Annotated in this window: 15 protein-coding genes; 5 read left to right on the top strand and 10 right to left on the bottom strand. The window is 64.2% G+C overall.

Annotated features, from left to right (window positions below):
* Window positions 1–161: 161 nt before the first annotated feature.
* Window positions 162–1,952, top strand: a complete 1,791-nt coding sequence (locus CK224_RS24250; RefSeq protein ID WP_095783504.1) for an NAD(P)/FAD-dependent oxidoreductase — start codon at window positions 162–164, stop codon at window positions 1,950–1,952.
* A gap of 5 nt (window positions 1,953–1,957) precedes the next feature.
* Here CK224_RS24250 and CK224_RS24245 read toward each other — a convergent pair whose 3' ends face one another.
* Window positions 1,958–3,181, bottom strand: a complete 1,224-nt coding sequence (locus CK224_RS24245; protein ID WP_095778767.1) for an amidohydrolase/deacetylase family metallohydrolase — start codon at window positions 3,179–3,181, stop codon at window positions 1,958–1,960.
* A gap of 30 nt (window positions 3,182–3,211) precedes the next feature.
* Window positions 3,212–3,577, bottom strand: a complete 366-nt coding sequence (locus CK224_RS24240; protein ID WP_095778768.1) for a RidA family protein — start codon at window positions 3,575–3,577, stop codon at window positions 3,212–3,214.
* 198 nt (window positions 3,578–3,775) lie between these two features.
* Between CK224_RS24240 and CK224_RS24235 the strand changes: the two genes are divergently transcribed.
* Window positions 3,776–4,261, top strand: a complete 486-nt coding sequence (locus tag CK224_RS24235) for a hypothetical protein (RefSeq protein WP_095783503.1) — start codon at window positions 3,776–3,778, stop codon at window positions 4,259–4,261.
* Window positions 4,262–4,357: 96 nt separating this feature from the next.
* Here the strand turns inward: CK224_RS24235 and CK224_RS24230 are convergent, their stop codons facing one another.
* Entirely contained in the window at window positions 4,358–4,612 is a 255-nt protein-coding gene (locus CK224_RS24230) for a hypothetical protein (RefSeq protein ID WP_095783502.1), read from the bottom strand.
* A 207-nt stretch (window positions 4,613–4,819) separates the two neighbouring features.
* Here CK224_RS24230 and CK224_RS24225 point away from each other — a divergent pair, with 207 nt between their 5' ends.
* The 3 genes from CK224_RS24225 to CK224_RS24215 all read left to right on the top strand — a co-directional run bounded on the left by CK224_RS24225 (window position 4,820) and on the right by CK224_RS24215 (window position 14,276).
* A complete protein-coding gene (locus tag CK224_RS24225; protein ID WP_067003950.1) occupies window positions 4,820–6,319 on the top strand; it encodes an ATP-binding protein in 1,500 nt (499 codons plus the stop codon).
* Window positions 6,320–6,459: 140 nt separating this feature from the next.
* On the top strand, window positions 6,460–12,183 hold the full coding sequence (locus tag CK224_RS24220) for a HAMP domain-containing protein (RefSeq protein ID WP_245426179.1): 5,724 nt from the start codon (window positions 6,460–6,462) through the stop codon (window positions 12,181–12,183).
* A 23-nt stretch (window positions 12,184–12,206) separates the two neighbouring features.
* Window positions 12,207–14,276 carry a response regulator gene (locus CK224_RS24215; protein WP_095783500.1) on the top strand — a complete coding sequence of 690 codons (2,070 nt, stop codon included), beginning with the start codon at window positions 12,207–12,209 and terminating at the stop codon, window positions 14,274–14,276.
* A gap of 9 nt (window positions 14,277–14,285) precedes the next feature.
* On the opposite strand, the gene CK224_RS24210 is transcribed toward CK224_RS24215, so the two are convergent.
* The 7 genes from CK224_RS24210 to CK224_RS24180 all read right to left on the bottom strand — a co-directional run bounded on the left by CK224_RS24210 (window position 14,286) and on the right by CK224_RS24180 (window position 22,304).
* Window positions 14,286–15,272, bottom strand: coding sequence for an ABC transporter permease (locus tag CK224_RS24210; protein ID WP_067003946.1), 987 nt, complete (start codon window positions 15,270–15,272; stop codon window positions 14,286–14,288).
* On the bottom strand, window positions 15,269–16,255 hold the full coding sequence (locus CK224_RS24205) for an ABC transporter permease (RefSeq protein WP_067003944.1): 987 nt from the start codon (window positions 16,253–16,255) through the stop codon (window positions 15,269–15,271). Before CK224_RS24205 ends, CK224_RS24210 begins: the two co-directional genes overlap by 4 nt.
* On the bottom strand, window positions 16,252–17,799 hold the full coding sequence (locus CK224_RS24200; protein ID WP_095783598.1) for a sugar ABC transporter ATP-binding protein: 1,548 nt from the start codon (window positions 17,797–17,799) through the stop codon (window positions 16,252–16,254). The genes CK224_RS24205 and CK224_RS24200 overlap by 4 nt, the downstream gene beginning before the upstream one ends.
* A 153-nt stretch (window positions 17,800–17,952) precedes the next feature.
* The gene (locus CK224_RS24195) at window positions 17,953–18,987 is read right to left on the bottom strand and encodes an ABC transporter substrate-binding protein (protein ID WP_095783499.1); all 1,035 of its coding nucleotides are present in this window, start codon (window positions 18,985–18,987) and stop codon (window positions 17,953–17,955) included.
* A gap of 69 nt (window positions 18,988–19,056) precedes the next feature.
* Window positions 19,057–19,971: a sugar phosphate isomerase/epimerase gene (locus CK224_RS24190; protein WP_095783498.1), complete on the bottom strand. Its 915-nt coding sequence runs from the start codon at window positions 19,969–19,971 to the stop codon at window positions 19,057–19,059.
* 18 nt (window positions 19,972–19,989) lie between these two features.
* Window positions 19,990–21,525: a mannitol dehydrogenase family protein gene (locus tag CK224_RS24185; protein WP_245426176.1), complete on the bottom strand. Its 1,536-nt coding sequence runs from the start codon at window positions 21,523–21,525 to the stop codon at window positions 19,990–19,992.
* A complete protein-coding gene (locus CK224_RS24180) occupies window positions 21,522–22,304 on the bottom strand; it encodes an SDR family oxidoreductase (protein WP_095783496.1) in 783 nt (260 codons plus the stop codon). The genes CK224_RS24185 and CK224_RS24180 overlap by 4 nt, the downstream gene beginning before the upstream one ends.
* Between the last annotated feature and the right edge of the window lies 1 nt (window position 22,305).

Here is a 22,305-nt window from a genome sequence, read left to right as displayed (position 1 = left end):
ACGGATGAGGGGTGTTCCAGCGGAGTGAGACGCTGGCGTTCCCTGGAGCACCCCTCATCCGACCTCGCTTCGCGAGGCCACCTTCTCCCACAAGGGGAGAAGGGAAGGCCGGCCGCCGGCTCAGATCAAGAATTCGAACAGAAGAAAGGGAACGAACATCAATGCTCGACATCGCACCATCGCAACAGGCGGCAACCTGGCTCGGCACATTCGGCCGCGCGCTCGAGGCGGGTGACATCGAGGCGGCGACGAACCTTTTCGTGGACGATTGCTACTGGCGCGATCTGCTGGCCTTCACATGGAACATCAAGACCATGGAGGGCCAACCCGCGGTCCGCGAGATGCTCAAGGCGACGCTTTTCTCGACGCAACCGTCGCACTGGCGCCTGTCCGGGGAGCCAAGCGTCGCCGACGGCGTCATCGAGGCCTGGTTCAGCTTCGAGACGGCCGTGGCGCGAGGCGAGGGCATCCTGCGGCTCAAGGATGGCCGCTGCCGGACGCTGTTCACGGCGATGAGCGAGCTAAAGGGTTTCGAGGAGCAGAAGGGGCCAGCCCGGCCGCTCGGCATCCGCCACAAAGCCGATCCCGAACGCGAGACCTGGGCGGAAGCAAGAGCGCGCGAGGCGCGTGAGCTCGGCGTGCACGAGCAGCCCTATTGCCTGGTGATCGGCGGCGGCCAGGGCGGCATCATGCTCGGCGCCCGTCTGCGGCAGCTCGGCGTTCCCACCCTCATCGTCGAGAAGAACGCGCGCGCCGGTGATTCCTGGCGCAACCGCTACCGCTCGCTCGTGCTGCACGACCCGGTCTGGTACGACCATCTGCCTTACATTCCGTTCCCGGAAAACTGGCCGGTGTTCACGCCCAAGGACAAGATGGGCGACTGGCTCGAAATGTATGCCCGCGTCATGGAGCTGAACTACTGGGTCGGCACCAAATGCATCAGTGCGGCCTATGACGAGCCCGAAAAGCTCTGGACGGTGGTGGTCGATCGCGCCGGCGAGCGCATCACGCTGAAGCCGAAGCACATCGTCTTTGCCACCGGCGCCTACGGGCCGCCGCGGCAGATCGATCTGCCGGGCGCGGACAGCTTCGAGGGCGAGCTTTTGCATTCCAGCCAGTACTCGACCGGCGAGACATTCCGCGGCAAGCGCGTCGCGGTGATTGGCGCGGCGAGCTCGGGCCACGATGTCAGCGTCGATCTCTGGGAAGCCGGCGCCAAGGTCACGATGGTGCAGCGCTCGCCGACGACGGTCGTGAAGTCGGACACGCTGATGGAGGTCGGCTTCGACATCTTTTCGGAAAAGGCGCTGGCGCGGGGCATCACCACCGACAAGGCCGACATGATCGTCGCTTCGACGCCCTTCGCCCTGGTCCCAAAGGGCCAGCGGGCGCTATATGACGTCATCCGCGAGCGCGACGCGGATTTCTACCAGCGCCTCGGCGACAGCGGCTTTGCCATCGACTTCGGCGAGGACGAGACCGGCCTTTTGATGAAGGCCTATCGCACCGGCTCCGGCTATTACATCGACGTCGGCGCTTGCGCGCTGATCCTGAACGGCGAGATCGCGGTGAAGAGCGGCGTCGGCATCAAATCGCTGACGCCGACCGGCATCCTGTTTGAGGACGGCAGCGAGCTGGCGGTCGACGCGATCGTCTCCTGCACCGGCTACCAGTCGATGAACGAGACGGTGGCAGGAATCGTTTCCCGGGAGGTCGCCGACAAGGTCGGGCCGTGCTGGGGCCTCGGCTCCGGTGTCAAGGGCGATCCCGGCCCGTGGCAGGGCGAGTTGCGCAACATGTGGAAGCCGACGGCCCAGGAGGCGCTGTGGTTCCACGGCGGCAATCTCGCGCTGTCGCGCTTCTATTCGAAATTCGTGGCGCTGCAGCTCAAGGCGCGGATGGAGGGGATTGCGACGCCGGTTCATGGCGAGCCGAGCAATTGGCGACGGTGAGCCAATCAGCGCCCGAAGTGCCGGGCCGCAACCTCGACATGCGTATGGTGCGCATGGGCCTCGAAGCGCTCGGTCTCATTATGGTCGGGCGCCTCGTTCCGCCACCATTTGCCGCCTATCACGATGCCATTCGAGACCAGCCGCTGGTCCGCGATGAGTGACGCACCGACCGCATCGACGAAGGTGAAGCGGCCGGGCTGCAGCCTCAGCACCGCGACATCGCCGATGCCGCCGACTTTAAGCGCCCCGAGCTCGGGCCTGGCGATCGCATCGGCCGGGCGCTGCGTTGCCGCGCGCACGACCTCGACCAGCGGCATGCCGAGCGCCATGAGCTTCGACATGCATACGAGAATATCGAAGGCAGGGCCGTCGACGCAGTAGAGATGCACATCGCTCGAGATGACGTCCGGCGCCAGCCCCTCCGCCAGCATCGCCTTCGCCACCTCGAAGTCGAAGGAGCCCATGCCGTGGCCGATGTCGAAGATGACGCCGCGCTCGCGCGCCTGCCGCATATCCGGCCGCACCGCGCCCGAAGCGAAGACCGGCGCGTTGGGGAACGGCCGGAAGCAGTGAGTGAGGATGTCGCCGCGGCGGAGCCTGGGCAGCACTTCCGAACGGCCGGGCGGCGGCTCGTCGATATGCGCCATCAGCGGCAGGCCGGCTTGGTCCGCGGCTTCGAGCGCGAGGTCGACCGGCGCGATGCCGCTGGTGCCGCCGGCATGCTTGCCGGAACGGACTTTTACGCCGACGACGACAGCGGCGTGCTCGCGCACCGCGGCCACCGTCTCGCGCGGCTCGCAGAGTCTGAGATCGCTGCATTCGCCGACGGATACCGTCTCGGCGAAGCCGAATATGCCGGCGAAGGAGATGTTGACGTAGGCAAGGATGCGGACCTTCGAACGCTCGATGACATGGCGGCGAAACCCCAGGAAATTGCCGGCGCCGGCGCTGCCGGCATCGATGAAGGTGGTGGTGCCGCTCTTGGCGGCGAGACGGTCAGCGTCGACGCCGAGCGAGGTGCCGCCCCAGTAGACGTGGCTGTGCAGATCGACGAGGCCCGGAGTGACGATGCAGCCGCTGGCGTCGACGACCTCACCGGCGGTCTCGCTATCGATGGCCGCTTCGATCGCGGCGATTCGACCATCGGCGACGGCGATGTCGCGCGGCGCATCCAACCCGGAAGCCGGGTCGATCACACGGCCGCCCTTGATCAACAGGTCGAACTGCATTCCGCGCCTCCGTTGTTGTCCTGGCCCCGATCAGATCGGCCGGTAGGCGACGGCCTCGATCTCGATCTTGATGTCGATCATCAGGCGCGACTCGACGGTGGTGCGCGCCGGCGGGTCGTTCGGGAAGTGCCTGGCATAGACCGTATTGAACGCGCCGAAATCGCGGGCGTCCTCGAGCCAGACGGTGGTCTTCACCACGTCGTCCATGGTGCATCCGGCCAGCGCCAGCGCAGCCTTGACGTTTTGCAGCACCTGCTCGGCTTGGTCAGTTATGCCGCCCTTGACTACCAGGCCGTCGCTGCCCACCGGCACCTGGCCGGAGACATAGACGAAATCGCCGGCGCGGACGGCAGGCGAGAGCGGGACATGCGATTTTCCAAAGCACTGCTTGGGCAAATGAATCTCCTGTTGTCGAGCGTAAGGACCGTTCTTGCAGCCGTCTACGCTTGTAGAGGTGATCCTCCAAGAGGCAATGTCGGAAAGCAACATTTTTCCGAAATTCATGTTGCTTTATTACAAATCGTGAGCATCCTGCACCCCGAACCGGCGATGCGACCGGTGGGTTGCTGATCGAACGCAAGGGGAAGAACCAACATGACCTTTGACAGGAATCCGTTTCCGGAAGGCGATGCCGATCGCCATGCGCTGTGGGAAATGCTGGTGCGGCGCGACATCGACGCCTTCCTCGGCCAGGATTGGTCGTTGGTCGAGGACGACTTCATCGCCGAGAGCTTCTTCGGCATGCATGCGCATTTCCTGCCCAATGCCGACGCCTGGCGGCTGCAGTTTCCCAAGCTGGAAATCTATCGCGACGAATGGCTGCGGCAGGCCAAGGAAACAGCCGCGACGGATTTCGCCGAGCCGCTGCGCGAGGCGATTTTCCGCGTCACTAACCTGCGCGACATCGACGTCGACGGCGATCGTGCTGTGCTGCACAAGAAGTTCGACGGCTCGATCGCCAAGGCGGATGGCGGCGTCGACCGCCTCAAATGGCAGACGCTCTATTTCTGCCGCAAGGTCGGCGGGCGCTGGAAGATCGCCGGTTTCGTCGGTTATATGCCGCATCCGCTCGGAAGCTAATGCATGTCGCCCGGACGTGCGCGCGTTCTGGGACACCGACATGCCCCAAACAAGGATTTACAGCGCCTCGCCTAATCCTTTTCAGCGCAACGAGGTTTAGGACAGGCACGGCAACCGCTCGTCGGGCGAGCGGTGATCGAAAACGACGCCCATGGTCTTACCAACAGCGGCCATGACGATCAGTTCGACCAGATGGTCGTCGCTGTCCCCGCAGGCGGGGTCCGATTGGCGGATGGCGTCGAGCATTGCCCGGGTCGAAACAGTGTCGCCGGCGCGAAATTTCGAAAGAGCAGACGAAACAATGTCTTGCACCGTCAGGTCTACGACGGGCACCTCCGCAGCGACGTTCATAAGCCTCCTCCTGCCATGAACCCTCCCTAAAAGGATGATACGCCGATCAGGAGATTGCGCCAGCGAAATGGTGGTCGGACCAGTTCAGCTGGCGATGGCCTGCCGTTAAGTGTGGAACATCGCGCCGAGCCCTTGGCCCCGTGCTCGACGCACCGCGCGTCGGTTGCTAAGTCCCTCCCGCGCAGGGAGACTATCCGAGTCGAGAATATGACGGTTGCGATCGAGATGGGGCAGACGTCGGCAGGCGCGCCGGCGGCCCTCGACCTTGAAGAGCTGCTGGCGACCCGCCTGCTGGTGCAGGGCAATTCGGGCTCGGGCAAGTCGCATCTGCTGCGCCGGCTGCTGGAGCAGAGCGCGCCCTGGGTGCAGCAGACCATCATCGATCCCGAAGGCGACTTCGTCTCGCTCGGTGAGCGCTACGGCCATCTGGTGATCGACGCCGAGGATCATACCGAGCGCGGCCTGCAGGCGGCCGGCGAGCGAGCGCGCATCCACCGCGTCTCGACAGTGCTAAACCTCGAAGGGCTCGATGCCGAGAACCAAATGCGGCGCGCCGCAGCCTTCCTTGGCGGGTTGTTCGAGGTCGCGCGCGACCATTGGTATCCGATGTTGGTGGTGGTGGACGAGGCGCAGCTCTTCGCGCCTGCTGCTGCAGGCGAGGTCTCGGATGAGGCGCGCAAGCTTTCGCTCGGCGCCATGACCAATCTGATGTGCCGCGGCCGCAAGCGCGGGCTCGCCGGCATCATCGCCACGCAGCGGCTGGCGAAGCTCGCCAAGAACGTCGCGGCGGAGGCCTCCAACTTCCTGATGGGCCGCACCTTTCTGGACATCGACATGGCGCGCGCCGCCGACCTGCTCGGCATGGAGCGGCGGCAGGCGGAAGCCTTCCGCGACCTTGACCGCGGGCATTTCATGGCGCTCGGTCCGGCGCTGTCGCGTCGCCCGCTCAGCGTGCGGATCGGATCGACCGAGACGAGCCCGCGCAACGGCACGCCGCGGCTGATGCCGCTGCCCGAAGCGACGCTCGAAGATGCGCGCGCCATCATCCTCGCGGCACCGCCGCCGGAGACGGTCCGCCCGCAGCGCCGGCCGTCGCCCGACCTGCTCGATCAGTTGATGGCGGCCAAGGCCGCGCCGCTCGACATCCGCCCCGAGCCGGCCGAGCCGCAGCCCAGCGCCGAGGACCTTGCCGAGCGGCGCGGGCGGATGGACCGTATCCTGCGCGCTATCCTGGCTGAGCCCGATGCCGGATTCCGCGTCATCGGCGTGCTCTATCAGGAGTTCGTGGTCCGCTGCCGAATCGAAGGACTCGCTTCGGTGGTGCCCGACCTTTCGGAATTCCGACGCATGCTGACGCGCGCCCGCGCCGGCGTCGGCTCGGACATGGCCGAGGACGACGCGTGGCGCGACGTCTCCGTGCGCGCATCGCTTCTGCCGGAGGACATGCAGGGCGTGTTCATGATGATCGCGAGGGCGGCGAAGGAAGGCTGGCCCTGCCCGAGCGACGCGGCGATCGCCCGCGCTTATGGCTCGCATTCGCTGCGTCGCGCCCGGCGGCTGCTCGATTACATCGAGGAGCAGGGGCTGATCGTCTGCCAGATCGACGGTGTTGGCCGCCGCACGGTGACACTGGTCGAGCTCGCCTGGGCAACGGCCCCGGGGGATCCGAATGGCGGAGAAGAAGAGCCGGGCAGTTCGGCTGCATAAGAATCCGGCCTGAGTGTCTCTACGGCAAGCTTCGCCACATCTGATTAACCACCTGTTCAAACAGGCACGGAACCAAACAGGCCGCGATGCGTTTTGGCCCTCGGCTTAATATAGCTGTCGGGGCAGGCGCGGAGGGGAGTGTGGGCGTTTCTCGTTCGTCAAAGGAACAATTCGATTCCCGTCAGATTCTCAACGCCCTCAAAGCCTTTCGAAACGGTGACTTCTCCGTCCGCATCGAGAATTCTTATGAAGGGTTGAACGGCGAGATCGCCGACACATTCAATCAGATCGTCGAGTTGAACGATCAGATGGCGCGAGAATTTGCGCGGCTGAGCAGGGTCGTCGGCAAGGACGGCCGCATCGGCGAACGCGGCCATGTGAGGAACGCCAAAGGCAGCTGGGAATCGAGCGTCCGTTCGGTCAACGACCTGATCGAGGACATGGTGCAGCCCACCGCGGAAGTTGCCCGCGTCATCGGCGCGGTCGCCAAGGGCGATCTGTCCCAATCCATGATGGTGGAAATTGACGGCAGGCCGCTTCGTGGCGAATTCCTGCGCATCGGTAAAATCGTCAACACCATGGTTGAGCAGCTCGCCTCCTTCACGTCGGAGGTGACGCGTGTGGCGCGCGAGGTCGGCACCGAAGGCAAGCTGGGCGGTCAGGCACGCGTCAGGGGGGCGGCGGGCACGTGGAAGGACCTGACCGACAATGTCAACGCGATGGCGACCAATCTGACCAGCCAGGTGCGCAACATTGCGGAGGTGACCACGGCTGTCGCGTCTGGCGACTTGTCGAAGAAGATCACCGTCGACGTGAAGGGTGAGATCCTCGAACTGAAGAACACCATCAACACGATGGTGGACCAGCTCAACTCCTTCGCCTCGGAGGTGACCCGCGTCGCGCGTGAGGTCGGCACCGAGGGCAAACTCGGAGGCCAAGCCCGTGTCGAGGGCGTTGGCGGTACTTGGAAAGACCTCACCGACAGCGTCAACCTGATGGCCGCCAACCTGACCGGCCAAGTCCGCAACATCGCCGATGTGACGACGGCGGTGGCTTTGGGCGACCTCTCCAAGAAGATTACCGTCGACGTGAAAGGCGAAATTCTGGAACTGAAATCGACCATCAACACCATGGTCGATCAGCTCAACTCATTTGCCGGCGAGGTGACGCGCGTGGCGCGCGAGGTCGGCACGGAAGGCAAGCTCGGCGGCCAAGCACAGGTGCGCGGTGTCGCCGGCACCTGGAAGGACCTGACCGACAACGTCAATTCCATGGCGGCGAATCTTACCGGTCAGGTGCGCAACATCGCCGAAGTGACTACCGCGGTGGCACTGGGTGACCTCTCGAAGAAGATCACCGTCGATGTGAAGGGCGAGATCCTGGAGCTGAAGAACACCATCAACACGATGGTGGACCAGCTGAACTCCTTCGCCTCGGAAGTCACCCGCGTGGCACGCGAGGTCGGCACCGAGGGAAAGCTGGGCGGCCAAGCTGAAGTCCGCGGAGTCGGCGGCACATGGAAGGACCTGACGGACAACGTCAACCTGATGGCCGCCAATCTGACCGGGCAGGTGCGCAATATCGCCGATGTTACCACGGCCGTTGCCAGGGGCGACCTTTCGAAAAAGATCACCGTCGATGTGAAGGGCGAAATCCTCGAACTGAAGAACACCGTCAACACCATGGTGGACCAGCTCAATTCCTTCGCGTCGGAGGTCACCCGCGTGGCGCGCGAAGTGGGCTCGGAAGGCAAATTGGGAGGTCAGGCGCATGTCGAGGGCGTCGGCGGCACCTGGAAGGATCTGACCGACAATGTCAACGCGATGGCCGGCAATTTGACCGTGCAATTGCGCGACGTCTCAAAGGTCGCGACCGCAATCGCCACCGGCGACCTGACCCAGAAGATCACCGTCGACGCCTTGGGCGAAATCCTGCAGATCAAGGACGTCATCAATACGATGGTGGACCAGTTGAACTCCTTCGCCTCGGAGGTGACGCGCGTCGCCCGCGAAGTGGGTTCCGACGGCAAGCTCGGCGGACAGGCGCAGGTACGCGGCGTTGCCGGCACCTGGAAGGACCTCACCGACAACGTCAACGCCATGGCCGCCAATCTCACGGGCCAAGTGCGCAACATTGCGGAGGTGACGACCGCCGTCGCACTCGGCGATCTGTCGAAAAAGATCACGGTCGATGTGCGCGGTGAAATCCTGGAGCTCAAGGACACCATCAACACGATGGTGGACCAATTGAACTCCTTTGCCTCGGAAGTGACGCGCGTGGCTCGCGAGGTCGGCACCGAAGGCAAGCTCGGCGGTCAGGCACAGGTGCGCGGCGTTGCCGGCACCTGGAAGGACCTGACCGACAACGTCAACTCGATGGCCGAGAACCTCACCGGTCAGGTTCGCAACATCGCCGAAGTTACCACAGCGGTGGCGCGAGGCGACCTGTCCAAGAAGATCACCGTCGACGTCAAAGGCGAGATCCTGGAGCTGAAGTCGACCATCAACACCATGGTCGACCAGCTCAACTCGTTCGCCGGCGAGGTGACGCGCGTGGCGCGCGAAGTCGGCACCGAAGGCAAGCTCGGCGGTCAGGCTCGGGTAGAGGGTGTGGCCGGCACCTGGAAGGACTTGACCGACAACGTCAATCTGATGGCGACCAATTTGACCAACCAGGTGCGCGGCATTGCAGACGTCGTCACCGCCGTTGCTCAGGGCAATCTGAAGCGCAAGCTTGCGGTCGATGCCAAGGGCGAGATCGCTTCGCTGGCGGACACGATCAACGGCATGATCGAGACGCTGGCGACCTTCGCGGATCAGGTGACCAACGTGGCTCGCGAGGTCGGCATCGAGGGCAAGCTCGGCGGCCAGGCCAGGGTGCCGGGCGCCGCCGGCCTGTGGCGCGACCTGACCGACAACGTCAATCAGCTGGCGGCGAACCTGACGACCCAGGTCCGGGCCATCGCCGAAGTGTCGACCGCGGTAACCAAGGGCGACCTCACCCGCTCGATCAGCGTGCAGGCCTCCGGCGAGGTCGCGGCGCTGAAGGACAACATCAACGAGATGATCCGCAACCTCAAGGATCAGACCTTGAAGAATGCCGAGCAGGATTGGCTGAAGACCAATCTCGCCCGTTTCTCGCGCATGCTGCAGGGCGAGCGGGACCTTGCCACGGTTTCGCGGATGATCATTTCCGAGCTCGCGCCACTGGTGAACGCGCAATATGGCCTGTTCTACGTCACCAATCGCGACGAGGAAGAATCCTATCTGGAACTAGCCGCGTCCTACGCCGCCGAAGGCAAGGCCACCGTCCGCCAACGGGTCGACTTCCGCGAAGGCCTGATCGGGCAGTGCGCCGCCGACAAACGGGCAATCATGCTCGATGACGTCCCATCGAGCTTCCTGCGCATCACCTCCGGCCTGGGCGAGGCCCCGCCGGCGAGCGCCATCGTCCTGCCGGCATTGTTCGAGGACGAGGTCAAGGCGGTTATCGAACTCGCTTCGTTCAGCCGGTTCAGCGATACGCACCGCCTTTTCCTGGAGCAGCTCATGGAATCGGTCGGCATCGTGCTCAACACGATCGCCGCGACCATGCGCACGGAAGGGCTTCTCAAGCAATCGCAGCTTTTGACGTCCGAACTGCAGTCGCGTCAGACCGAGCTCACCAAGAAGCAGGAAGAGCTTCACGCCACCAATGAGGAGCTGCAGGAAAAGGCGCAACTGCTCGAGAATGAAAAGAAGCAGGTGGAAAACAAGAACCTCGAGATCGAGATGGCCAGGCGGGCTCTGGAGGAGAAGGCCGAGCAACTGGCGCTGACCTCCAAATACAAATCCGAATTCCTGGCGAACATGAGTCACGAGCTGAGGACGCCGCTGAATTCGCTGTTGATCCTGTCCAATCTGCTTGCGACCAACCAGCAGGGGAATCTGAACGACAAGCAGATCGATTTCGCGCGTACTATCAACTCGGCAGGTACCGACCTGCTCAGCCTCATCAACGACATACTGGATCTTTCCAAGATCGAGTCCGGCACGGTGTCGATCGAAATCAACGACATGCCGCTCGCACACCTGCGCCAGCATATGGAGCGGACTTTCAGACAGCTTGCGGCTGACAAGGGGCTCGGCTTCACCATCAAGATCGAGCAAGCCCTGCCTGACACGATCCGCACGGACGAAAAGCGGCTGCAGCAGATCGTGCTCAATCTGCTGTCCAATGCCTTCAAATTCACGTCCAACGGCGAGGTGATGCTGAACATCCATGCCGAGAGAACCGGCCGCAAAAACGGTGCGGCGCCGCCCCGGGCACTGGCGATCGCCGTTACCGATACCGGGATCGGCATTCCGGAAGACAAGCAAAAGCTCATCTTCGAGGCGTTTCAGCAGGCCGACGGCACGACCAGCCGCAAATATGGCGGCACTGGCCTCGGCCTTTCCATCAGCCGGGAAATCGCCCGGCTGCTCGGCGGTGAGCTGCGCGTCGAAAGCGAGCCAGGCAAGGGATCGACCTTCACCCTGGTCATCCCCTTCGACGGCCCGCGCAGCAGCAGCCTGGCGGCGCCGATCGAGCTTTCGCCTGCCGACGTCATCGCGGCGGGCGTCCAGCCAGCAGACAGCTCGGGTACCCCAGAACTTGCGGACGATCGTGACTCGATCAATCCCTCGGACAGGGTGGTGCTTATTGTCGAGGACGACCCGACTTTCGGAGGGCTGCTGCTCGGTCTTGCTCGATCCGCCGGACTGAAGGGGGTGCTTTCAACGGCCGGCTCCGGCACGCTGGCGCTGACCCGCAAGCTGATGCCCGATGCGATCACGCTCGATCTCGGCCTTTCGGACATCGACGGCTGGGTGCTTTTCGACCTTCTGCGGCATGACCAGAAGACCAGGAACATTCCGATCCATGTCATCTCCGGCGCCGAGGATCTCGAAGTGCTGACGCGCAGGGGCGCTGCAAGCGTTTCGAGCAAGCCGGTTTCGGCTGGTGAGCTCGCCCGCGTTTTCGAGGAAATCCATTCACGGAACCTGAGGGTGCAGCGCAACGTGCTGATCGCCGATCCCGATCCCGAGCGCCGCCTGGCCCTGGTAGAAGCCATTCGAGATGGCATCACCTCGGTCACCGCGGTCGGTCGAGTCGCCGCCAACGCGGACGAGCCGGCCGCCGCCGCTTATGATGCGTTTGTTTTCGGGTTTGGGCGTTCAGCGAAGGACAACGCCCAGATGCTCGACGAAATCGTGTCTCAGTTCAGCGACGCTCTACCGCGCCTGCTGTTCTTCACGCCGCACCCGGACGCGTTTCTGCAGCAGGTCGCGCTGCATCCGGCACTGGGCGATGTCCCACGTGCCGATAACTTCGGCCAGCTCGGGCTCCTGATCTCGGCGGCTCTGCCAAGCGACACGCAGAGCGAACAGATCTTGGCCACCGAGCAGGTCGACAATGCCGATCTCGCCGGCGCCAAGGTTCTGATCGTCGACGACGACATTCGCAACATCTACTCGTTGACCAGCGTGCTGGAGACTTACGACATTGATGTGCAGCATGCCGAACGGGGCCGGGACGGCATCGCGTTGCTCGAAGAAACACCCGACGTCGATGTCGCCTTGATCGACATCATGATGCCGGAAATGGACGGCTACGAGACCATGCGTCGGATTCGGGCAATGCCGGCGATAGCCCACATCCCATTGATCGCGGTTACCGCCAAGGCGATGAAAGGCGACCGTCAGAAATGCCTGGACGCCGGCGCATCCGACTACATCGCCAAACCGGTCGATCTCGATCTGCTGCTTGCGTTGCTGCGGGTTTGGATCGGTCGCGCGCGAGCGCGGGCTGAGCCCTTCGCGCCGGCATTGATGACCGCCATCTGAAAGCGCTCCGGCAGGTAAAAGGAATGGCCGCGATCGAGGCAGAAAGAAGCGAACCGGTCGAAGGATTGCGGGCACGCGTTCTCGCGGTCGATGACGACGAACGCAATCTGCTTGCCATCGCGGAGGTGCTTGGCGAAGTCGGCGAGGTCGTCTGCGCCCAGTCGGGTGAGGAAGCGCTGCGCTTCCTGCTCAAGGAAGATTTCGCCGTCATCCTGCTCGACGTGCTCATGCCGAACCTCGACGGCTACGAGACGGCCACGCTGATCCGCCGGCGTGAACGATCGAAAAACACGCCGATCATATTCCTTACCGCGATCAGCAAGGAAGAGGCGCATATGCTGCGCGGCTATGACGTCGGCGCTGTCGACTACCTGTTCAAGCCGTTCGACCCGGTGATGCTTCGCTCCAAGGTTATGGTCTTCGTCGATCTTCATGAGAAGACGCGCGAGATCGAGCGAAACGCGGCGCGGGAGCAGCGGCTGCTCGAACAGGCGCTGAAGGCCAAGTCGGACAAACTCGATGCCGAGCGGGCGCTGCGCCATTCGGAAGCAAGGCAGGAGGCTATTCTTGCCTCGCTTCCAATTTGTTTTCATGCCCGCTCGGCTGAGGCGCCTTTCGCCGCACGCTACGTCTCGAAAGGCGTCGAGCGGCTGACAGGGTTCCCGCCGAGCCGTTTCCTGTCGCATCCGGATTTCGGGCTCAGCCGGGTTCACCCCGACGATCGCCAGGAGGTAACCAGGTCGCTTTCGGCGGCATGCGAGACGGGGTCCTATGGCTGCGAATTTCGCTGGCGGTGCGCCAATGATGAATATCGCATCTTCTTCGATCGGGGCGTGGTTTCCAAAGATGACGCTGGGCTCGAGTTGCTTGGCACCATGCAAGACATAACAGAGCAACGCCGCCTGGAGAGCCAGCTGCTGCAGTCGCAGCGGCTCGATGCGATCGGCAAACTGACCGGCGGACTCGCCCATGACTTCAACAATCTCCTCGCGGCGATCCTTTCCGGCCTAAGCCTGCTCGAGCGACAGCTGACGCTGGACGGCAACGCTACCAAGATCCTCGACATGACACGCCGCTCCGCCGGGCAAGGCAGGGATCTCGTCCAGCGCATGCTCGCTTTTTCGCGACGCCAGGACCTGAAGCCCGTGGCAGTACCCTTGTCGAGCCTTGGGGATACGATGAACGGGTTGGTTGCCCCGGTCCTTGGAGGCCTCGTGCGCTTCAAGTGGCTGGTGAGTGACGACACATGGCCCGTGTATGTGGATGCGGCGCAGCTCGAGCTCGCCTTGATGAACCTCATCTTCAATGCGCGAGACGCAATGCCTTCGGGAGGCACGGTTCTCGTCCGGACGAGCAACCGCAGCGTCGGCCACGCGGGCGACGAACTGCCGGCCGGCGACTATGTGGTGGTCGCTGTCGAGGACACCGGGACCGGAATTGCCGGCGACATGATAAGCAAGGTGGTCGAGCCGTTCTTTACAACCAAGCCGATCGGGAAGGGCACGGGGCTGGGTCTCAGCACCGTCTATGGTTTCGCCAAGCAGTCGGGCGGCACGCTCAGGATAGAGAGCGAGGTGGACCGCGGCACCATCATAGAACTGTGGCTGCCCCGATCCAATCAGCCGCAGGATGTCACCGAGGCTATCGCTGTTGCCGGCGCAGAGGCTGTCGAGGCTGCCGACGCGGAGCGCGCCACGGCGGTTGGCGAACGATCACTGACCGTTCTGCTCATCGATGACAGCCACTCCTTGAGAGAAATGACGGCCATGTCGCTCAGGCAGTCCGGCTTCGAGGTCGTAGGAGCCTCCGGCGGAGCCGAAGCGCTTGCCGCTATTGAGAGAGAGCCGGATCGATTCGACGTGATCGTCACCGACTTTGCCATGCCCCTTATCTCGGGCATAGACGTGATCCGGTTTGCCCGCAATCTGCGTGCCGGCTGGCCGGCGGTCATGATCACCGGCTATGCGGATGCGGAGAAAATCGTGGAGCGCCCCCTCGATGTCGCGCTTGTCGGCAAGCCGTTCGACGAAAAGGATCTTGTTGTGGCCATACATGCCGCAGCGCGTGGCAAGCTAATCAACGCCTCGGCATAGCTTCCCCTGTTACCTGTCCTCGATGATCCTCAAATAGGCCGCGGTCACGAACAGCACGATGAAGCCGAAGAGGATGCGGCGGCCGCCTTCGGGCATATGCAGGATGGTGAGCAGCGTCGTCAGCACCGTCAGGATCAGCGCGCCGACAATGGTTCCCATATAGCCGCCGCGGCCGCCGAAGATCGAGGTGCCGCCGATGACGGCGGCAGCCACCGAAGGTAGCACCAGCGGCTCGGCGAGCGACAGCGAGGGCGCCTTGATCAGGCCGATATAGAGCAGGCCGGTGATGCCGGCGAGCAGGCTGGAGATGACATAGAGCGCCGTGATCACCTGCCAGTAGCGGACGCCCGAAAGCCGTGCAGCGCGCTCATTGTCGCCGACGGCGTAGAGCAGGCGGCCGAAGCCTGTACGGTTCAAGGTGAAGACGATCAGCACCGCCACCGGCACGAACAGGAAGAGCGCGTTGGGGAAGCCGTAAGTGAGGCCGGTGCCCAGCCAGTTGAGGAAATCCGGAATCTTGGCGCCGGAGGCGATCACGGTGCGCTGGTAGACCTGCAGGAAGCCGGTGCCGATCAGGCTGGTGCCGAGCGTCATGATCAGCGGATGGACGCGGAAGACGCCGACGCCGACGCCGTTGACGAGGCCGATCAGCACCGCCGGCAGCATGGCGAGGATGAAAGCCACCGTCGGATCCTGGTTGACGATTTGCGTCGCCATGATGAAGGCGCTCATCGTCGCCACCGTGCCGACCGAGAGGTCGATGCCGCCGGTGAGCATCGTCATGGTCTGACAACCGGCGAGGATTGCCAGCGGAATGGCGAACTTGGCGGTGTTGGCGATCCAGCGTTCATTGACGATCCCGGGGCGAAGAACCTGCAGGATCAGCACCAGGATGACGAGCAGGATGATCAGCGGGATGAGCGGCCGGTCTGCCATGAAGCGCTTCAGGCGGCGGCCGAGCGAGACCGGCTGGGGCATGGTCGCGCTGTTCGTCATGGTGTTGCTCCTGCCGGGCGGCCCCGGATGGTGATGAAGGCGCCGAACATCACCACGGCGACCATGATCGCGCCCTCGATGATGGCCGTGACGTTGGGATCGATGGCCAGAAGCGTCAGGTCGGTGCGCACCAGCCTGAGCACGAAGACGGCGATGATCGGCCCGAGCAGCCCTCCCTTGCCGCCACCGAGCGCGACGCCGCCCAGCACCACCGCCGCGACGCTGGCCAGCAGATAGGGACCGGGAATCGGCGCGCCGATGCCGGTGCTGATGGTGAGCGACAGCCCGCCAAGTGCTGCGAACAGGCCGGAGAGCGCGTAAGCGACGATCCTGGTGCGGGCCACCGGCACGCCGCTGCGGAAGGCGGCGAGCTCGTTGCTGCCGATGGCGTAGATGGAAAGGCCAAGCCGCGAGCGCCTGAGCGGGATCCAGATGACGAAGAGGCAGACAAGCAGCAGCACCAGCGCCTTTGGGACCCAGGCATCGGCCCAATCCGGCAGGCCGGGGATCGGCATGGTGCCGACGACGGTGGCCTTCAGCCACTCGGCGGCTGCGCCGCCGGGCGCGTCAAGCACCAGGAGCGCCGCGCCTTGCAGGACGAATAGCGTGGCCAAAGTAACCACGATATCCGGCACTCGGGTCACGACGATTAGGAGGCCGTTTAGCGCGCCGAGCACAAGGCCCATGGCCAGCACGAAGGGCACGACGAAGTACGCATACTCCTCGCTGGCGCCGTTCATCATCGAGGCGGCGGTGACGCTGGTCAGCGCCATCATGGCGGCCACTGACAAGTCGATGCCGCCGGCGATGACCACCACAGTCTGCGCCGCGACGGCGAAGGCGTAGGGCAGAACCGCCCGCGCCAGCGAGCCGAAGTCGCCGCTGCCGTAGCCCGGCTGGATCAGCTTGGTGACGACGAACAGGAATACGAGCAGGGCGAGCAGGCCGGCGACCCAGCCCTGGCGGCGCAGGAAGCGCATCATGGCGCGGTCTCCGCGTCGGACGTTGGCCTGACATCGGCAAGGATGCCGACATCCGCCCTGGCGCCGCGCGGCAGGCCGTAGGCGGCCCGCATCAGAGCCGGCTCGTCGGCGAGCTCGACCGGGAAGGTGTCGACGACACGGCCGCCGAAGATGACGATGACGCGGTCGCAGACACGCTGCACTTCCTCCAGCTCGGATGTGTAGAAGAGGACCGATTTGCCGAGGCCGGCGAGCTCGCGCAGCAATTTGTAGATTTCCTGCTTGGTGCCGACATCGATGCCGCGCGTCGGGTCGAAGCAGAGGATGGTGCGGGCATCTGCCGCGATCCAGCGGGCAATCGTCACCTTCTGCTGGTTGCCGCCGGAAAGGCGCTGGACCTCGCCCTGCGCGCGGGTGTCGATCTGCAGCCGGGCGATGGCGCTTGAAACCACCATATGCTCCCGGCGCACCTTGATCGGTCCCCATTTGCGCAGCGCAGCGCTGAAAGGCAGCGCGATGTTCTCGCGCACCGAACGTTGCATGGCTAAAGCCTCTGTGCGGTCACCCGGCACGTAGGCGAGGCCGGCCTGGATGGCATCGCTTGGATGGAAGAACTTCACCGGCGCGCCATCGACGGCGATCGTGCCGCCGGCCGGGCGGATCGAGCCGGCAAGGGCGGCGAAGAGCTCGTCCTGGCCCTGGCCCTCGAGCGCGACGACGCCGGCCACCTCGCCATTGGCGAGATCGAAAGAGACGTCATGCAGCTTCGTGCCGAGCTGCAGGTTGCGGACCGAAAGCCGAGGGTGGCTGTCCTTCACCACCGGCGCTTCGCTTGCCGTGCGCGCCGCGGCGACGCTGGTCTTCTCGATACGGGCGCCAAGCATCATCTCGACGATCTTTTCCTCGACTCCGGGCTCGATGTCGACCACGCCGACGGTTGCGCCGTCGCGCAGCACCGTGGCTCGGTCGCACAGCGCCGAGATCTCGACGAAACGGTGCGAGATGAAGATGACCGAGCGGCCGCTGTCGCCCTGGCGGCGCACGACTTCCAGCACCTTTTCGGCAAGGTTGGCCGGCAGCGCGGCCGTCATCTCGTCGAGCAGCAGAACGTCGGGCTCGACGGCTAAAGCGCGCGCCAGGTCGAGCACGCGCAGGACGGCCAGCGGGATGTCGCGCGCGGTCTCGCGTATGTCGAGGTTCGGAATGCCGAGCTCGCGCACCCAGGCGCGGAACGGCTCGACCGGCGTGCCAGTGAGCCTGAGATTGCAAAGCACATCGAGGTCAGGGATCAGCGCCGGTTCCTGGTAGACCGGCAGCAGGCCGGCGCGACGCGCGGCGGCCGGAGAGCGGACATCGCGAGCTTCGCCGCGGATCAGGATGCGGCCGGCATCCGCCGGGATCGCACCGGTCAGGATCTTAACAAGGGTCGACTTGCCGGCGCCGTTGGCGCCCATCAGCGCATGCACTTCGCCCGGCAGCACCGACAATGATGCGTCACGCAGCGCCGACACCGCGCCGTAATTCTTCGCCACGCCGGTGGCGTCCAGCAATGTATTGTTCGGCAATTCGTTCGTCGTCAAAACCAGCGTTCTCGCATCAAGCACCGAGGACGGCAGGTTCGCACCTGCCGTCCCGGCGACCCTATCTGCCGCAGCTCCTTATCGCAAAACCGTAGGATGCTTTTTGCGACATCTGCGGAGTTGAAGTCGCTCAGGCGACTATTCGCCCGGACCCTTGCAGGCGACGATCTGCTCCTTGGTGTAGGTGGTCCAGTCCGGGATAGAGATCGAGACCGGCCATTCGGGGCTGAGCGACGGGTCGGCGGCCGCCTTCAGCTTGGCCTTGCCTTCCTCCGTGACATTTTCCCAGAGCTGCGGCTCGACCAGAACGGTTTGCTGCGCCGGCTTCTTGCCGTCGAGGATCTGCAGTGCGAGCGAAACGCCGGCGCCGCCGATCGAGCCGGGATTGGTGACGGCAGCGCCGACCAGACCCTTAACCGTGTTCAACTGACCGACGAAGCCGGCATTGTCGGCGCCGACAACCGGCACCATCGGCGCCTGCTGCTCGACCAGAGCGTCGACGATGACGTTGTCGATGCCGGAGGTCCAAATGCCGTTGATCGGCGTTCCGGTGGCGAGGAAGGACAGGATCTGCTGCTTGGCCTGATCCTGCTGCCAGCCGGTGAAGACTTCCTGCGCGACCTTCACGTCGGGGAATTCGGCCAGCGCCTTCTTGAAGCCCTTGTCGCGGTCGCTGTCGGCGGAAGCTCCGGCGGCGCCGCGCATGTACAGCACCTCGCCCTTGCCGCCCATCTGCTGGAACAGCCACTTGGCGCCGAGATAGGCATACTGTTCCTGGTTGTTGGAGATGATGTATGCGGACGGCTCGGTCACCGCCTGGTCGACAGCGACGACGACGATACCGGCCTTGGTGGCTTCCTCCAGACCGGCCTTGATGCCGGCCGGATCGGCCGGGTTGACGACGATGGCGTTTACCTTGGCGCTGATCAGATTGCGGATGTCCTCGAGCTGGCCGGCGGCGTCGGTGTTGCGGTGGGCGATGTTGAGCTTCGCCACTTCGCCGGAGGCGAGCGCCTGGGCCTTCATGGCGCAGATCATTTCCTCACGCCAGCCATTGCCCTGCACGGTGTTGGAGATGCCGATCGTGTATTTGCCTTCGGCGGACGACACGCCCACCGAAGCAAGCAAGGCAGCGCCGGCAAGCAGCGGGGCCATGGTCAGGTATTTCTTCATTTCAGTGCTCCTCCACATTGATTTCAGTTCCTGGGCTCCGAAGCGATCGAAGCCTAGCCGTTTGTCCCCTCATTTGACGAAGGGGCGCAGCACGTCGCGAGCCAGCAGAAAACCGCGCTTGACCTTCTCGTCGCTTCCCTCGAACCGGCGGTCCTCATGCTCGATGACCACCGGCCCGTCATATCCAGCCCGGTAAAGGCCCGAAAAGATGCTGCTCCAGTTGATGTCGCCAAGCCCCGGCATGCGTGGCACCTGCCAGCCTATGCCTGCGGAAAGGATCCCGCGCTCATACAAACCATCATGATCGATCATCAGGTCCTTGGCATGCACATGCAGCATGTGCGGGCCGAACTCGCGGATGAAGCGTTCCTTGTCGATCATCTGCCAGACGAGATGCGAGGGGTCGAAATTCATGCCGACGTCGCCGCCCCAGGCCTCGAGAATCCGGCGCCAGACATAGGGCGAATAGGCGATGTTGTGTCCGCCCGGCCATTCGTCATAGCTGAAGATCATCGGGCAGTTCTCGAAGGCGAGCTTGACGCCGTGCTCGCGCGCGTGGGCGATGATCGCGGGCCAGATTTTCTGCGCGGCCTGCCAGTTGTCGTCGACAGTCTTCGAGGCGTCGCCGCCGCAGAAGGTGTTGACGAGCGAGACACCGATTCGGCTTGCCAGCACGATCACCTTCTTCAGGTGATCGATCACCGCATCGCGATGCGCCTGATCGGGATGCAACGGATTGGGATAGAAACCGAGACCGGAGATCGTCAGGCCCTTGCCGGCGAGCTCGGCCGCAATGTCCTTGGCTTGCGCGGGGGAGGTGCCGGCGGCGTCGATATGGCTGGTGCCTGCATAGCGGCGGCTGGCGCCCGAAGTCTTCGGCCAGCAGGCGATCTCGAGCGCTTCGAAGCCGGCCGAGTTCGCCCAGTCGGCGACATCGCCGAGGGCAATATCCGGAAATGGTGCCGTGAGCAGTCCAAGCTTCATGATGCCTCCCGCTTCGTACTATGCAGATCGTGCTGGTCGCTTCAACCGTTCGTCTGTTGGGTCAGCGCACACATGTCTGACAAAGGCCATCGGATCATCTGACAGCAAACCATCGAGGCTGGTGACGACATTTGCATGGAACATGTCGCTGGCGGCAAGTGACGGATGAAAGATGGCTTCGACGGCAAGGATTGCATTGGCAAGGGCCTTGCTGTCCGAACCAACGCGGTCGGCGATGGCCGCAATCTTTTCGGCAAAAGGATCGGACACCTGCCAGGCGCGGCCGAAGCGCGACGATGCCTTGATCAGATAGGCCATCCAGCCCGCGATCGGAACCGACAGCAGCGCGCTGCTTTGGCCCTTAGCCAGGCGATCACTGACCGGGTTGAGCAGGCGCTGGACGATCTTCTGCGAGCCGTCGGTAGCAATCTGGTGATTGCGGTGGCGGATCGCCGTGTTGGCGAGGCGCGAAAGGCTTTGCTCGACATAGGCCGACGGCGAGATGCCGGGCACGGGCATCAGTGTCGGCAGCGTCTCTTCCGTCAGCATGCGGCGGACGAAGGTGGCAAGCAACGGGTCGGCCATGGCGTCCGATGTGTGCTCGAAGCCGCCCAAAACGCCAAGATAGCTGAGTGCCGTCTGGGCGCCGTTCAGCACCCGCATCTTGAGATGCTCGAACGGCGTGACGTCGTCTACGAAAACGGCGCCGACGCGGTCCCAGCGCGGCACGCGGCCGGCGAAGCGGTTCTCGATCACCCATTGCCGAAAGCGCTCGCCGACGACGACGGCGCTGTCGCGATAGCCGAAGCGCTGTTCCACCGCGTCGATGTCGGCCTCGGTCGTTGCCGGCGCGATGCGGTCGACCATGGCCGAGGGGAAGGCGACATTGGCGGCGATCCAGTCCGCCAAGCCGTTGCCGCGCCGCTCGGCGAATGTCTGCACGACATTGCCGAGGATAGTGCCGTTGGCCGGGATGTTGTCGCAGGAAAGCAGCGTCACCGGGCGGCCATGCGAGCCCATGCGCAGCTCAAGCGCTCGTGCCAGGATGCCGGGCACGCTGCGCGGGGCCTCAGGGTTGGCGAGGTCGTGGACAATGTCGGGATGGTCTAGGTCGAGCGCGCCGCTCGACGGGATGTGGCAATAGCCCTTTTCGGTCACCGTCATCGTGACCATCTCGATATCGGGCGAGGCGAGCACCTCGAGTGCGGGCGCGGCGCTGTGCTGGCTGTCGACCACGCGGACGATGCTGCCGATGACGCGGGCCTCGACCTCGTTGTTCTGACGGATGAGCCGCGTATAGAGGCCGTCCTGCCGGCCGAGCGTCGCGGCGAGCACGGGAGGCCGGATGTTGATGCCGACCAGTCCCCAGCGGTCGAAATCGTCCGCCAGGAGGTCATCGGTGTATTCAGCCTGGTGGCAGCGGTGAAAGGCGCCGACGCCGATATGGGCAATGCCCGGTTGCAGCGCCGAGCGAGCGTAAGCCGGTCTGCGGACTTCAGGCGGCACAACGCCGAGCAGGGTGGGGCCGAGATTGGCGGAGGGTGAGATGCTCACCGGTTCGCTCCGATCACCCATTGCTCCTGGTCGATCAGCGCGCCGGTCATCGGCCCGGCCGCGTCGGAAAGCAGGAAGACGGCGAGGTTCGCTACGTCGGCAACGGAGAGTAGCCGGCCGAAGGGCTGCGCGGCATTGGCCGCGTCTAGCCAGCCCGGGCCGTGGCCGAGCGTTTCGGCCTGCATGACGCGTTCGGCGGGCGTGTCGGTCCAGCCGACATTGATGCCGTTGACGCGGATGCGATCGAAGCGGTGCGCGTTGGCGGCATTCTTGGTCAGCGTCGCCAGAGCGCCCTTGGTGGCGGAATAGACGGCGAGGTCCGGCGCGCCGCAATGCGCATTGATCGACAGGATGTTGACGATGGCGCCGCCTTGTCCGCGCTTTTTCATGTCGGCGATCGCCGCCTGCATCAGGAAGAACGGCGCACGCGCATTGACGGCGAACAATGATGTCCAGTCGTCGAGGCCGGCATCGACGAAGGAGGTCCGGTCGGTCAGAGCCCCTGCATTGACCAGCCCGTCGATGCGGCCGAAGCGCTCGGTGCATGCGGCGGCGAGCAGGGCCGGAGTCTCCGGGTCGCCGAGGTCGGCTGCCAGGAAAGCGGACGGCGCCCCGATCGCCGACAGTTCCGCCGCGACCGCGTCGCCGCGCTGCCGGTTGCGGCCGGTGATCAGCAAAGCTTCGGCGCCGGAACGGGCGGCCGTCCAGGCAATCGCGCGGCCGATCCCTTGCGTCGAACCGGTGATCAACAAGACCTTGCCGTCGAGCCGAACCTCCATT

This window comes from Mesorhizobium sp. WSM3862, from assembly GCF_002294985.1.
In the GTDB taxonomy this organism is placed as follows: domain Bacteria; phylum Pseudomonadota; class Alphaproteobacteria; order Rhizobiales; family Rhizobiaceae; genus Mesorhizobium.
The sequence above is the reverse complement of the archived record's forward strand: the minus strand, read 5'-3'. Positions and strand labels throughout refer to the sequence as shown.

Excerpts from the sequence above, each read along its gene's own strand:
- CK224_RS24250 (WP_095783504.1), top strand. The coding sequence starts at position 162 with ATGCTCGACATCGCACCATCGCAACAGGCGGCAACCTGGCTCGGCACA.
- CK224_RS24245 (WP_095778767.1), bottom strand. The coding sequence starts at position 3,181 with ATGCAGTTCGACCTGTTGATCAAGGGCGGCCGTGTGATCGACCCGGCT.
- CK224_RS24235 (WP_095783503.1), top strand. The coding sequence starts at position 3,776 with ATGACCTTTGACAGGAATCCGTTTCCGGAAGGCGATGCCGATCGCCAT.
- CK224_RS24230 (WP_095783502.1), bottom strand. The coding sequence starts at position 4,612 with ATGAACGTCGCTGCGGAGGTGCCCGTCGTAGACCTGACGGTGCAAGAC.
- CK224_RS24225 (WP_067003950.1), top strand. The coding sequence starts at position 4,820 with ATGACGGTTGCGATCGAGATGGGGCAGACGTCGGCAGGCGCGCCGGCG.
- CK224_RS24215 (WP_095783500.1), top strand. The coding sequence starts at position 12,207 with ATGGCCGCGATCGAGGCAGAAAGAAGCGAACCGGTCGAAGGATTGCGG.
- CK224_RS24210 (WP_067003946.1), bottom strand. The coding sequence starts at position 15,272 with ATGACGAACAGCGCGACCATGCCCCAGCCGGTCTCGCTCGGCCGCCGC.
- CK224_RS24205 (WP_067003944.1), bottom strand. The coding sequence starts at position 16,255 with ATGATGCGCTTCCTGCGCCGCCAGGGCTGGGTCGCCGGCCTGCTCGCC.
- CK224_RS24195 (WP_095783499.1), bottom strand. The coding sequence starts at position 18,987 with ATGAAGAAATACCTGACCATGGCCCCGCTGCTTGCCGGCGCTGCCTTG.
- CK224_RS24190 (WP_095783498.1), bottom strand. The coding sequence starts at position 19,971 with ATGAAGCTTGGACTGCTCACGGCACCATTTCCGGATATTGCCCTCGGC.
- CK224_RS24180 (WP_095783496.1), bottom strand. The coding sequence starts at position 22,304 with ATGGAGGTTCGGCTCGACGGCAAGGTCTTGTTGATCACCGGTTCGACG.